This is a genomic window from Bacillus sp. TH22, assembly GCF_016651015.1.
GTDB classification, from domain to species: Bacteria; Bacillota; Bacilli; order Bacillales; family Bacillaceae_G; genus Bacillus_A; species Bacillus_A mycoides.
This window is the reverse complement of record NZ_JAEKER010000001.1, coordinates 2,098,616-2,112,083: the sequence shown is the minus strand read 5'-3', so window position 1 is coordinate 2,112,083 and position 13,468 is coordinate 2,098,616. Positions and strand designations below refer to the sequence as shown.

Annotated in this window: 15 protein-coding genes; 12 read left to right on the top strand and 3 right to left on the bottom strand. The window is 35.7% G+C overall.

From position 1 onward, the window contains the following. The first annotated feature begins 303 nt into the window (after positions 1-303). The 4 genes from JFU18_RS10750 to JFU18_RS10735 all read left to right on the top strand — a co-directional run bounded on the left by JFU18_RS10750 (position 304) and on the right by JFU18_RS10735 (position 3,981). Positions 304-531 (top strand): single-stranded DNA-binding protein, encoded by a 228-nt coding sequence (locus tag JFU18_RS10750; protein ID WP_098873066.1) that lies wholly within the window; start codon positions 304-306, stop codon positions 529-531. A gap of 56 nt (positions 532-587) precedes the next feature. Continuing rightward, positions 588-1,661: a DNA cytosine methyltransferase gene (locus JFU18_RS10745; protein WP_098873065.1), complete on the top strand. Its 1,074-nt coding sequence runs from the start codon at positions 588-590 to the stop codon at positions 1,659-1,661. Between the two features lie 2 nt (positions 1,662-1,663). Continuing rightward, positions 1,664-2,872 (top strand): DNA cytosine methyltransferase, encoded by a 1,209-nt coding sequence (locus JFU18_RS10740; protein WP_098873064.1) that lies wholly within the window; start codon positions 1,664-1,666, stop codon positions 2,870-2,872. 122 nt (positions 2,873-2,994) lie between these two features. Then, on the top strand, positions 2,995-3,981 hold the full coding sequence (locus JFU18_RS10735; RefSeq protein WP_201050306.1) for an HNH endonuclease: 987 nt from the start codon (positions 2,995-2,997) through the stop codon (positions 3,979-3,981). A gap of 260 nt (positions 3,982-4,241) precedes the next feature. Here JFU18_RS10735 and JFU18_RS10730 read toward each other — a convergent pair whose 3' ends face one another. Beyond that, positions 4,242-5,015, bottom strand: a complete 774-nt coding sequence (locus tag JFU18_RS10730; protein WP_201034785.1) for a hypothetical protein — start codon at positions 5,013-5,015, stop codon at positions 4,242-4,244. A 425-nt stretch (positions 5,016-5,440) separates the two neighbouring features. Between JFU18_RS10730 and JFU18_RS10725 the strand changes: the two genes are divergently transcribed. From JFU18_RS10725 to JFU18_RS10705, 5 genes are all read left to right on the top strand, one after another. Further along, a complete protein-coding gene (locus JFU18_RS10725) occupies positions 5,441-5,803 on the top strand; it encodes a nucleoside triphosphate pyrophosphohydrolase (protein WP_201034786.1) in 363 nt (120 codons plus the stop codon). A gap of 160 nt (positions 5,804-5,963) precedes the next feature. Next, positions 5,964-6,824 (top strand): DnaD domain-containing protein, encoded by an 861-nt coding sequence (locus JFU18_RS10720; protein ID WP_201034787.1) that lies wholly within the window; start codon positions 5,964-5,966, stop codon positions 6,822-6,824. Further along, complete coding sequence (gene dnaB / locus JFU18_RS10715) at positions 6,821-8,107, top strand: replicative DNA helicase (protein ID WP_201034788.1); 1,287 nt, start codon at positions 6,821-6,823, stop codon at positions 8,105-8,107. Before JFU18_RS10720 ends, dnaB begins: the two co-directional genes overlap by 4 nt. Before the next feature lie 44 nt (positions 8,108-8,151). Then, positions 8,152-8,313: a hypothetical protein gene (locus tag JFU18_RS10710; protein ID WP_201034789.1), complete on the top strand. Its 162-nt coding sequence runs from the start codon at positions 8,152-8,154 to the stop codon at positions 8,311-8,313. 552 nt (positions 8,314-8,865) lie between these two features. Then, on the top strand, positions 8,866-9,210 hold the full coding sequence (locus tag JFU18_RS10705) for a DUF4064 domain-containing protein (protein ID WP_061689516.1): 345 nt from the start codon (positions 8,866-8,868) through the stop codon (positions 9,208-9,210). A gap of 134 nt (positions 9,211-9,344) precedes the next feature. Here the strand turns inward: JFU18_RS10705 and JFU18_RS10700 are convergent, their stop codons facing one another. After that, positions 9,345-10,232, bottom strand: a complete 888-nt coding sequence (locus JFU18_RS10700) for a DMT family transporter (RefSeq protein WP_201034790.1) — start codon at positions 10,230-10,232, stop codon at positions 9,345-9,347. 169 nt (positions 10,233-10,401) lie between these two features. On the opposite strand from JFU18_RS10700, the gene JFU18_RS10695 reads away from it, so the two are divergent. Together JFU18_RS10695 and JFU18_RS10690 are read left to right on the top strand one after the other, a co-directional pair. After that, positions 10,402-10,746, top strand: coding sequence for a Rossmann-fold NAD(P)-binding domain-containing protein (locus JFU18_RS10695; RefSeq protein ID WP_242486492.1), 345 nt, complete (start codon positions 10,402-10,404; stop codon positions 10,744-10,746). Between the two features lie 168 nt (positions 10,747-10,914). Continuing rightward, positions 10,915-11,070, top strand: a complete 156-nt coding sequence (locus JFU18_RS10690; protein ID WP_201034792.1) for a hypothetical protein — start codon at positions 10,915-10,917, stop codon at positions 11,068-11,070. 172 nt (positions 11,071-11,242) lie between these two features. Here JFU18_RS10690 and JFU18_RS10685 read toward each other — a convergent pair whose 3' ends face one another. Beyond that, entirely contained in the window at positions 11,243-11,818 is a 576-nt protein-coding gene (locus tag JFU18_RS10685; protein ID WP_201034793.1) for a TetR/AcrR family transcriptional regulator, read from the bottom strand. A 142-nt stretch (positions 11,819-11,960) separates the two neighbouring features. Here JFU18_RS10685 and JFU18_RS10680 point away from each other — a divergent pair, with 142 nt between their 5' ends. Further along, positions 11,961-13,436, top strand: coding sequence for an MDR family MFS transporter (locus JFU18_RS10680; protein ID WP_201034794.1), 1,476 nt, complete (start codon positions 11,961-11,963; stop codon positions 13,434-13,436). Positions 13,437-13,468 lie beyond the last annotated feature (32 nt).

Here is a 13,468-nt window from a genome sequence, read left to right as displayed (position 1 = left end):
ACTTTTAATGTGTTTTTTTTGAAAGATGATAGTTTTTATTTTAAATGATATCGGGTGTAAATTATTCTATAATAATAAAAAAGACCTTAGATAGAGGTTTTTCTAATTTGGTATGTCTTGTATAAGAATGAATACGGTAAGTATATTATTTCTTGATAGCAAGATGAAAAATTATTTTACTTTAGACGTGAATGTATTCAAATCTAGTAAACTTTCTTTACATATATAAACGTTTGTTCTATTATAAACATATGTATATGTTTATGTTTAGCATTAATTTATTTCAAAGGGGAATTGAGTAAAATGGATTGTTTGAAGTTGGCCGTTCAAGAAGTTGAAAATTTAAATCCTGGTGAGATGTTTTTGATTAAGGATTTATTTAAAGGTTATGAATGGAATCGATTAGCTATTGGTGATAGACGCTCGCTAGGCTCATTATTTTTGCATGAAGTAAAATATGGAGAGCTAAATGAAAAAATAGAAATCGGGATTAAAAGTAGTGCAAATCAGCAACAATATAAGAAAAAATAGTATGTTAATCGATAAATTATTTATGTAAAATGGATTGTTATTTGGAGTTGAGAATATTGAATAATAAAAAACCTACAGTTATTGATATGTTTTGTGGTTGCGGTGGTTTATCAAGGGGATTTATGGATGCAGGTTATGATGTTTTACTAGGCATTGATAATAATGAGCCTGCTTTAAAGAGTTTTAAGGAAAATCATAATGGGGCTATTGCTATGAATGGAGATCTATTTCAAGGATCTACTATATTAGAAATGGCGCATCTTACAGATAATAAAAGTATCGACTTAATAATTGGTGGTCCTCCTTGTCAAGGTTTCTCATTGACTGGAAAACGTAATGAAAATGATGAGCGTAATACGCTGTTTGAGGCTATGGTAAATGCTGTTGCATTTTTTCAACCTAAAGCGTTTGTATTAGAAAATGTACCTGGCTTAGCCACTTTATATAAAGGAAAAGCGAAGGAAGCTATTATGAAGGAATTTGAAACTTTAGGATATACAATAACTTCTAAAGTTTTATATGCTCCTGACTATGGAATTCCGCAAATAAGAAAACGTTTATTTTTTGTTGGATTATCAAATGGTATGGAATTTGAATTTCCAGAACCGGTTCTTACTCCAGAAAATTATGTAACATGTGAAGATGCAATCGGTGATTTACATGATTTTGAACAGGATTTAGGCACAGATATTAGTGAATATTTAAATCCGCCTAAAACAGTGTATCAAAAACAAATGAGAAAGTATGCTAAAAACTTATATAATCATGTAGGGACAAAGCATACACCTGAAGTAATTAATGTCATCTCTCAAGTTCCAGAAGGAGGAAATCATAAAGATTTACCGCCTGGTGTAGGAGAGAGTAGAAAGTTTAATGAAGCTTGGACTCGTTATCATAGCCAAAAGCCTTCAAAGACTATTGATACAGGGCATCGGAATCATTTTCACTATAAATATAATAGAGTACCGACAGTTAGAGAAAATGCTCGATTACAATCGTTTCCAGATGACTTTGAATTTTTAGGTAACAAAACAGAACAATATAAGCAAGTTGGTAATGCCGTGCCCCCATTATTAGGATATCACTTAGGCATACAACTAAAAAAATATTTGAATATAGATGGAGAATAGCAATGAGTCAGTATAATTTAATAGATATTTTTGCTGGTTGTGGAGGACTTTCTGAAGGATTTGAAAAAAAAGCTAATTTTAACATGGTAGCTGCTGTAGAATGGGAAAAACCTCAAGTGCAAAATCTTATAAATAGATTAGTAACAAAATGGAAGATAGAAGATGCTGACAAAAGAGTACTGAGATTCGATATTCAACGAACTGAAGAGTTATTTAATGGCTGGATCAATGATCCGAATTATGGAACCCATGAAGGGCTAGATAAATTGCTAAAGGGAAAGTCATTAGATTTAATAATTGGAGGTCCTCCTTGTCAAGCATACTCAGTAGCAGGTAGAATACGTGATGAAAATGGTATGAGAGATGACTATAGAAATTATTTATTCGAGAGTTATTTAGAGATTGTAAGGAAGTATCAACCAAAATTATTTGTCTTTGAGAATGTACCTGGAATATTAAGTGCTAAACCTGGAGGTACACCTGTTACAGAGCTTATGCAGAATGCCATTGAACAATCTGGATATGAAATAGTTGATGACCTGAAAAATTATGCGCAAATAGATTTATCGGAATATGGTGTTCCACAGAAAAGAAAACGTGTAATCATTATCGGTCTAAGAAAGGATTTGTATCCAGATGCGCAAAAACTTCTAAAATCATTCTATGTGGAACATCTTCCAAAATATAAAGAATCTACTCAAACGGTGAATGACACAATTAAAGATTTACCTAAATTATTACCTTTAGATAAAGAAATCAAAGTTAATGGTAAAAAAAATTCGCATTCTTTAAATTATGAAATTCCAAATCATTTACCGAGATTTCATAGTAAACGGGACATTGGAATTTTTAAACTATTAGCTGAAGATATTGAAAATGGTCAATATAAATATACGTCTAGTGAAGCGCTAAAACAGCTTTACACTCAAATTACAGGGAAAAATTCAAATGTTCATAAGTACCATGTATTGCGATGGGATAAGCCTAGTAATACCATTCCAGCTCATCTTTATAAAGATGGTTTAAGACATATACATCCTGATTCTACTCAGGCGCGTACAATTACTGTACGTGAAGCTGCTAGATTACAGACCTTTGATGATGACTATGAGTTTATATCTAGTGCAGGAGATAATTATAAAATGATTGGAAATGCAGTTCCGCCTAAATTTTCCGAGAAGTTAGCTGAAGCTATCGAAGTGTTATTATAGATAGTTTTCTAGGGAAGCTTTTAATAGCTTCTCTTTTTTTGTGTTAAAATATGTTAAATTATTATATGAGGAGAGAGCTTACACTTAAGGAAGAAATGAATTACATACACAGGAGGTAAACTATGACATATTATTTGAAGAAATTAGGGCACCAAGAATTAGGAAGCATTACAGAACCAGGTAATAGGGCATCGAGAGGAAGGTATATATATATATCTAAAGATAAAAGAGTTCTTTCTTTTTTTCCGCCATTGTCTAAATATGTGAAGAATGACTCATCTTTATTACCAATTATCCCTCTATACACAAAAAATAAGGAAAAAATTTATTGTAATTACATTTACCATAATGATAAATATAATGGAAGTACTGCAGTAAGGCCGAGGGATGAGTATAGAATATATTCTAATAATGCCCTAGAAATGTCTCAGTATTTTTTTGAAGCTGGGGATATTATTGCGTTGAAAAAAGAGGAAATTATAGAAAAAACAAGTCAAACTGTGTATTATCTAGAGATAATAAAGCCTATTGAATCTGCATTTTATCAAAAATGTAAAGACATTATTGATGCTAGCGATATGCGTCGTAACAATGCAATTTATGAGGGTGTTTTGGATGAAATGGAAGCAAAGATTGAGAAACTATCTACAACTCCTTTACAAGTAGTTGTAGATAGTAGTGTTACTGATAAAATTAAAAATTCTGAAAAGCAAATTGAAGACTTATTTAATGCTAATAGTTTTAGAGATTTTACTATGGTAGCATACCAGGGGAAATGTGCGGTAACGAGAAGTGTTATTAAGTGTAATAATTTTCTCAATTTAGAAGCTGCACATATAAAACCTAAAAGTCATGATGGATCGTACCGACCTAATAATGGATTGGCTTTAAGTAGGGATATTCACTGGGCTTTTGATAAAGGATTTTTCACGTTAAATGATGATTATACGTTAAAAGTACATCCTTCAATTGAAAGTGATTTTTTACAAAATTATAATGGAAAGCAAATTTACATTCCTGAAGAGGACTTTTTTAAGCCTTCAATTGAAAGTATTCATTATCATAGAGATAATGTCTTTGGACTTTTTCTAACATCAGGTAAATTATAAAAAAGGTTTCTATTTGTAATAGTTACATATATTGTTTTAAGTAAAGTAGAGTGGTTGTAATATTATATCGCTCTACTTTATTATGTTATTAGCTTTTTAATTAAAGTTAACTAGAAGGGGGTAGATGCATGCTTAGTTGCGCTTTTTTAATACTGTCTACTTGACAGGGGTCACTGCATAATTCTAGGCTCGTTCTTTTATAAAAGGAAAGCTTTTTCACTGAGAGCGTAACGGAGTGATACGTCCAAAGCACTGGTTTATCAAGAATGGCTTTCACCTAAAGTTACTTCTGCAAATAAAAAGTTGTTTATTACCATTTTAACAACAATTATATCTCCAAACTGATAACAAGTATAATTATACTCATATGGCTGAACTGTAGCCCAATCGAGCAATAATCTAGGTTCTTCGCCATCCCTTTCTAAAACCAATAGCCTTCCTTCATAAACCCTACTCCCAAGCTCAGGAAGTGGTTCATTAGTAATATCAAAAGGAATTGAAAATTTATTAATTTCTTCATCTGTCATGTCGTTAATAAAGGAGTATTCTACCTTAGCTGAATCGGCTGCTATTCCATCCTCATCAATATAATACCCTTCAGAAATATCCCAAACTGAATGTCCAATAGCTAATTTAATCAGCATTCTTAAAATGTTGTCGTGAAACTCGTCTTTTACGTTATCCGCTTCGATAACTTGCTTTATTTTGCTTACCAATTTAACATTTCTCACATTCTCCATTCTAGAATTTACCTCTTCGGAGAACGTATATTCTGAACCATAATGCTTTTGCTTAAGTAATTGAATCAGAAGAGCCAATAATTCTTCATCAGATGAATAAGAATTATTACATGTTAAACAGGCTGATACAGTTGAAAGATTTTCAGGAAAGGGGCGATTTAGAAACACTTTTGAAGGAATATGCTCCCTTGTACTTGATTCCTCCCCACAATATATACATTCTGTATAAGAGCTTTTCGAATACACAACTCTATGGCGTAATCTCTCGTCGCCAAGGTATTTTTCAACTTTCAAAGTACATCCCCCTTAATTTGTAAAATAGAAGTATATGTCTACTGAAAAACATCCCCCGTTAATACTACCATAAATTTCATATTATCGAACAACTTAAAACTCACCGTTCCTCTAAATTCAGTTATAGAAAGATGTTAGCTCCTTGTATCACAAGGTACACTTTTTGCAATGTACTTTACGAAACGATCGAATAAGGGTTCTGATAGTCTCATATGGTATCGGATTCACTTTTGGAACGTATCATAATTTGAAACAACCTTTTGATACACATCTGATAAGATAAGAGTATCAAATAACAAGGTGTAATAAATCATGGATAACAAAGATTTCGGATATGTACGAGTAAAAGGAGATACATTATATATTCATTAGATAGACTAGGTCGTAACAAAGAATAGAAGAAAAACCAAACGGAGGAAAATCCCATGCCAACCTACAACAAACTAATCCGAAACAAAATCCCACAAATAATAAAATCCAACGGAAAAACACCATTAACAAGAATCCTAAACGAAGATGAATACATAAAAGAACTATGCAAGAAAACACAAGAAGAACTAACAGAATACATCGAAGCGAAAACAAAACCCGATAAACTAGAAGAACTATCCGACCTCTTAGAACTAATCAACGCCCTAGCCGAACACGAAGGCACAACACTAGAAGAAATCGATACAATCCGTAAAAAGAAAGCAGAAGAACGAGGCGGCTTCTCAGATCGAGTCTTCCTAATCGAAGTAACCGACACCAAGCACCTCCTATACCCCTTGCAAGCCCCTACGAAGTAATAAATCACTAAGAAAAAACACAACAAAACAAAAACACCAACAAACACCGTAGTAGTAGTCAAAAAAAAATTTGAAATAACACGCCAAAAACCTGGCCCTCCTTCCTATATATAGTACAAAGAAGAATTTTTACTTTTGAATGAGGACGGGAGGAATTGGGATGGCGGTGTATCGTACAGTGCAGGTGAATTTTTGGCAGGATGATTTTGTTTTGGATTTGACGCCGGAAGAGCGGTATTTTTATGTTTATTTGTTAACTTGTTCGAAGACGACGCAGTGCGGGATTTTTCCGTTTCCGAAGCGGTTAGCTGAGATGGAGACTGGTTATAACAGGGGGACTGTTGATAAGTTAGTGCAGCGCTTCATTGATTATGGGAAGATTCTTTATGATGCGGAGACGAAGGAGTTATTTATTTTAAATTGGCTTCGTTATAATCCGGTGACGAATACGAATGTGGAGAAGTGTGTGCTTCGTGAGCTGAAGAGTGTGAAGAATAAGGAGTTTGTACATATGTTTCTTCAGAAGTGCGTAGAGGAGGAGCTGAATGTTCCGATGCTTTTAGCTCATTTCGGTATGCCGGGTGATTTGGCTGTGGATGATGTCGGGCCAGTTTGTGAGGAGACAGAGGAAGAAGAGGTTATAGAGGAAGAGACGGGAAGTCGCGTGTTTTCTTTTTATGAGCAACATTTTGGTAGTTTGTCTCCTCATACTGTGGAGGAACTGAGTGCGTGGATGGAAGATTTGTCAGAGGAGCTTGTGCTGAAGGCTCTTCAAATTGCGTTTGAGAATAATAAGCGAACGGTTGCTTATGTGAAGGGGATTTTGCGTGGGTGGCACGGGAAAGGGTTTACGAAAGTATCTGAGGTTGAGGCAGATACGGCTCAGTTTAGGAAGAAGGAGTCGTCTGTTAGTAGCGGGGAGACGGAGGAGTTTTTGACGAGGTGCGAGGAGTGGGAGAAGAATGCGCTGTCAGAGGAAGAGTTGCAGCGGTTCTTAACTGAACGCGGGTGGCGTCCATGAGTATTCAAAATGTGGAGGCGGAAAAGACGGTGTTAGGTTCTCTTTTAATTGATGGAGAGCTTATTAAGGAGTGCCGTTTGACGGAGCATTATTTTTCTATGCCGGTGCATAAGTCTATATTTCGGTTAATGCGAAAAATTGAAGATGAAGGGCAACCAATTGATCTTGTGACGCTCGTTTCTAGGATGAATCCAAATTTTTTGGAGAATATCGGGGGGATGGAGTATTTTATAGCGTTAATAGAGGGTGTGCCTACAACTGCCAACTTCTCTTATTATGAGGGGCTTGTTCGAGGTGCATGGAAAATGTATCAGGCTGGCGTTCTTGGGCGCAAGATGGGAGAGCGTCTTATTGCGGAGAAGAATGAGAAAATTATTGGTGAGACGATTACGGCGCTTTGTGAGTTAGAGGAAAAGGACTATGTATGTGAGTTTGATTTGAAGGATGCTTTAGTTGGTTTGTATGAAGAGCTTCATCAAGATACGAAAGAGAATACTGGTATTGAGACTGGTTATACATCGTTAAATAAGATGACGTGCGGATTGCAGGAAGGGGATTTTGTCGTTCTTGGAGCGCGTCCTTCTATGGGGAAAACGGCGTTTGCGTTAAATATTGCACTGCATGCGGCGAAGTCTGGAACGGCAGTTGGATTGTTTTCGTTAGAGATGAGTAGTAAGCAACTGTTAAAAAGGATGGCGTCTTGCGCGGGCGAAGTGTCAGGAGGTAGGCTGAAAAATCCGAAGCATCGTTTTACGATAGAGGACTGGGAAAAGGTGAGTAAGGCGTTCGCGGAGATTGGTGAGTTGCCTCTTGAGATTTATGATAAAGCCGGTGTTACGATGCAGGATATTTGGATGCAGACTCGTAAGTTAAAGAGGAAGCACGGGGATAAAAAGCTGTTAGTTATTGTAGATTATTTACAGCTTATTACGGGCGATCCAAAGCATAAGGGCAATCGATTTCAAGAGATTAGTGAAATTTCACGTAAGCTTAAGTTGTTAGCGCGTGATTTAAATGTTTGTATAGTAGCATTGTCGCAATTGTCTCGTTCCGTAGAGTCACGTCAAGATAAGCGTCCGCTTTTATCAGATTTAAGAGAGACAGGGCAAATTGAGCAAGATGCGGATGTCATTATGCTTATGTATCGTGAAGATTATTACGATAAGGAAACGGTGCATAAGGAGATGACGGAGATCCATGTGGCGAAGCATCGGAATGGGCCTGTGGGTAGTTTTAAGCTGAGATTTTTGAAGGAGTTTGGGCGGTTTGTGGAGAGTGGATAATAAAATAGAAGAAGGCATATAAAAAGGTAAAGGAGTGGTTACGGTTGACAAAAGTAGGTCGTTTATCCCGCTATTTGTGGGCAGTAAAACTCCCACCTCAAAATTCGGCTGGAGCAAAGGAGTTAGGTGGGAGATCAACTGCCCGTAAACGCCCGATTGGTTCAACTAATAATCAGTGGGGGATGAACAAAACCCCCACTGATTAAAGTTTCACTTTATATGAGCAAGAGAAGCAAGAAGAAATAGATAAAGCTCTTTCTGCAGCTGGAATGCTCTTTAAGGGAATGAGTATAGAAGAAGTAGCTAAGAAATTAGATGTAAGAATTGAGAAGGTGAAAGAGTGGGAGAAGCGTTTATCCCATTAAAAGGGAGCAATGTTTAGTGTTGCTTCTTTTTTATTTCTTGTGTGACATAATGCGACAAAATTTGAGTCGTAACTTTGTTAAGATGTGCTTGGGAATCTTACTTTATATGTAATGGAAGGTAGTTGAATATAAAAAAGTTAAGGACACTTGTTTGAGGGAGTGCTGTGGTATTCAGTTTAGTAGTCTGTCATAGTAAGACAGGTGATTCTGTAACAGGGAAAGGCGGGGATACATACGAGTATACGGTTGCGGCGTTTGGAGTATGAAACTGATTGTTGCTAGTTGGATAAAAATAGTAACGGAGACTTTGGAGCAAGTATATGGGATAATGTCGCCGGAAATTTGCTGTAGGTAAAACACAAATAGGAATGAAGTAAGGAGCGGGTATTGAAAATGAAACGTACAACAGAATTTGTATTAGGACTTATTGGTGGTATTTTCGGTATTTTATGCGCATTTATTGCGTTATTTATTGGTGGGCTTGGTTCTGCTTTAGATGCGGATGGAGCGAATACACTTATCGGTTTAGGATGGGGAAGTGTTCTTCTCTCTATATTAGGAATTTGTGGATCTGTTGTAGTGAAGAATAGAGCCAAGCTTGGCGGTGCGATGATGACAATCGCTGCAGTTGGTGGATTAATTTGTATTTCTTTCTTTTATATTTTACCGGCGGTTCTCCTGTTGATTGGCGGGCTAATGGGAATTTTGCGTAAAGAGAAAGTGCTAGTTTCTGCATAATAACGTGGAACTGTTACATGCCATTCAGCTAGTCTATGTAAAATAATAGGTTGAAAATCTAAATACCCGACTATTATATGAAATAATAGTCGGGTATTTGTTTTTTCTAATGAACTGCAGATGTGTGTAGTTACCTATTCTATATTCTTCTTATAATTAGGCCTCAACAAACTCTTAAAATCCATCTCAGCAATCAACACACTTAACAATATAAGCGTCGCCCCTAAATACCCTTTTCCTGTGAGCGTTTCGCCTGTGAAAACGAAGGCAAATCCTGCCGAAAAGACAGGTTCTAATGAAAAGATAAGTCCCGTATGTGTAGGCGTCGTGTATTGCTGGGCGATAACTTGCACGATGAATGCGACTGCGGTGCAAAATATGCTTAAGGCTAATATGATTAGCCATGAGTTGATCGTGCTAGGAAGTTTTGGGGTTTCCATCACTAATGAAAAAATAAGACTAAATAGGCCGACGAAACCGAGTTGTATGACCCCGAGCGCAATCGAGTTCACATGTTTTGTTACGTTTCCAGTAATGATGACATGAATGGCATAAAATAAAGCAGATAGTATGCAAAATATATCGCCGTTACCGATCTTGAATTCGCTAGTTAATGTTAATAAGCCGATTCCTATTATCGTTAAAATGATTCCTAATATAACTTTCTTTTCAGGAATGTGTTTTAAAAATATAGCTGATAATATCGGAATAAAAATGACTGTGAGACATAATAAGAAACCAGCATTAGAGACACTAGTATACTTTGTACCGAATGTCGCGAAAATGTAAACGATAAATAAAACGGAAGCTAGTATAAAAGCATATTTTACAGTTTTAAAATCGACTTTGAATAAATGTTTGTAAAATATTAAACCTGATAAAAGAAAGGCAATAATAAATCGTAATGCGATTAAATTATATTCTTCTATGCCATCAAGTCCAAGCTTTGTAAGTAGGATGGATGCACCCCAAAAAAATGTAACTAGTAGTAGCATTAAATCAGCTTTTAATTGTATTTTCATTTCTAGTCCCTCGTTATGTATAATTTATGATTCCATACCCCTATCCCCATTGTTTATTTTAATATTAATTCTGAATATTTGTAACGGAAATTTATCGACGTTTTATTCTATAGTTACGTACGAATTAACGTTATCTACCGCAAAAACATTAGCGAAGTTAAATCCAAACATGACGTTCATTTACGTATCTGGTAGCGGCACAGATAGTACAGAATCAGGACGTACGATATGGGCGAGAGTGAAGGAAAGAACGGAAAATGAATTGTTGCGTTTACCTTTTAAAGCTGCGTATATGTTTAGACCAGGATTGATCATTCCGGCAAATGGTGTGAAATCAAAAACGAAACTGTACCAATTGATGTACGATGTGATGAAGCCGTTTAACCCTCTTTTGAAGCGATTCGGCAGTGTTATAACTTCTGAACAATTAGGAAGAGCGATGGTGCGAGTTGGGAAAGATGGATATTCTCATTCAATCATTGAAAGTGCGGATTTGAAGAAGATTGGTAAATAATAGTGTTTATATAAAAGCCCAGTTTAGAAGGTTTTTTTTCTATGTAAAATTTCATTTGTTTTGTTTACATAATATCTTTACAATCATTTGATAAAATAAAGTTAACTGCGTATTGTGAGGGTGGGTGGTTATCCCTTCTTTCTATTTGGAAGGAAAGGGGGTGATAATATGGAGTTTTTGTTTGATCTTGTAAAAGAATTTGTGAAAGCGACTGTGCGCGAAGTTTCAGCGTATTTTTTGTGGAAGCAGTTCCTGGATAAGGACAACAAAAAACCCACTCCGCGCCGTCACAAGCAAAAGGGTGGGTTCCGCAAAAAGAAATAACTTATAATAACCACCACCCTAAGCCGTAGCAGTTAGGGAAGAGATGTTAGCGCATCTCTTCTTTTAATATACGCAATTCCATTCGATGTCATACTTAAATAGTATTCTACCGAAAATATATCATATTCTTATTTTATGGTCAATTTGATTACATGATCTAAAAGTTGTAATACTATTCCTTTTCAAACTGAAAAATATCCCGGTTAATAAGTTGGTGGAGATACCTATCCATTTCAGCAGCAGAAACGCTTCTTTCATTTTTAAACCACCACGCACTTAATGAGGTGATTGCCCCTGAATAAAATTCAATGATTAAATCATTGGACATCGTATGATTTTTACACAGTTGATTTAACGCTTCTATTTCTTGTTTTCTCGTTTCATGACTTAAATACTGTGTCCGGTTAATAAATTGTTCATCAGACATTTGCGTTTCTAATATTTTACCGATTTCTTCATGATGTAGAAATTGTTCCATTACTTGAAATGGTTTACTTAATCGATCTGAAATCGGTATTTCAGCAATCATCTTGCCATAGCGTTTAAATCCAAATGCTAATAAAGCATCTTTATCTTCAAAATGTTTATAAAAAGTTGTTCGGTGTACCATCGCAAGGTCACAAATTTGGTTAATCGTGATGGTACTATATTTCTGTTTTGATTGCGTCATTAATTCAAATAAGGAATCCCAAAGTAATTTATGTGTACGTCTAATACGTAAATCAAGCTGTTTTTCATTATCGTTCATCTACAATTCTCCTTTTTTGTAGATTAAATATACAATGGCTTTAAATTGATTCTCCCTTTTTAATCTACATATGTATATTATATTACATGTGTTCCGGTGTATTTAAATTTTTTTAAGTAAGAAACAGGAGGAGAATCTGTAAATGAATATGACAACAAAGAGCCCCACAAGTGGCAAAGTTGATACTTCTAATATGAAACATACCCCGATTTTAATCGCATTACTTTTAGGGACAATGGTTGCATTATTAAACGAAACATTACTTGGTAATGCGTTAACTGTATTAATGAAAGAATTCGACGTAACAGCTTCAACTATTCAATGGCTGTCTACAGCTTACATGTTAGTGGTTGGGGTTTTAGTACCAATTACAGCTTTACTTCAGCAATGGCTCACAACGAGACAAATGTTCTTGATCGCTATGGTAACGTTTTTAGTCGGTACATTAATTGCGGGATTCGCACCGACATTTTCTATTTTATTAGTTGGCCGTATCGTCCAAGCTGTAGCGACGGGGTTAATTTCACCGTTATTAATGAATACGATTTTACTTATTTGTCCGCCTGAAAAACGTGGTGCCACAATGGGATTAATCGCACTTGTGATGATGTCTGCTCCTGCAATTGGTCCTACATTATCTGGAGTAATTGTGGATTCATTAAATTGGCGCTGGTTATTCTATATTGTTATTCCTATCGTGATCATTTCAATTATGATTGGGATGAAGTACATTCAAAATGTTTCAGAGTTAACAAGGCCAAAAGTGGATTATCCATCTATTCTTTTATCGACATTAGGATTCGGCGGGCTTGTGTATAGCTTTAGTGCATCGGGTGATTTAGGATGGTCTGATGCGAAAGTGTATGGCACTTTACTTGTTGGGCTTATATCACTATGTATTTTTGTCGTTCGACAATTAAAAATCGAGAATCCAATTTTAGAATTACGTGCATTTAAAGTTCCGATGTTTACAATATCAGTTGGATTAATCGTCATTGTGATGATGTCGTTATTTTCAACGATGACTTTATTACCGATGTTCTTGCAAACAGTTTTACTCGTTACAGCATTTAAATCAGGACTAATAATGCTTCCAGGAAGTATTATTAGCGCCATAATGGGACCAATCGCAGGTAAACTATTTGATAAATTTAGCCCGAAAGTTGTTATCGTTCCCGGTATTGTGTTAGTAGGTATTGCAATGTTCTTATTTAAAGGCATTACTCCTGATACATCAATGGTACAAATTATTGTCATGCATAGCGTATTAATGGTCGGGCTCATGTTTGTAATGACAGCACAAACATATGGATTAAATCAATTAACACCAGATTTATATCCGCACGGAACAGCACTGTTTAATACGTTACAGCAAGTAGCTGGCGCAATTGGTACAGCTATCTTTATTTCGAAAATGTCTTCAGGAACAACTAAGTATATGGAAAGCTCAGCAAATCCAATGGATCCAGTAGAGAAGTTAAACGGTTTAACATCGGGATTCCAGGGTGCATTTACACTAGGTTTAATCTTTATCATTGTTGCGTTTATCGTATCGTTGTTTTTAAAAGAAGAGAAAAAGGGAGTAAAGGCAACGAGGGTTTTACAGAACGAAAATTAAGGTTCATATTAAAAAGACATCTTTACAAGATA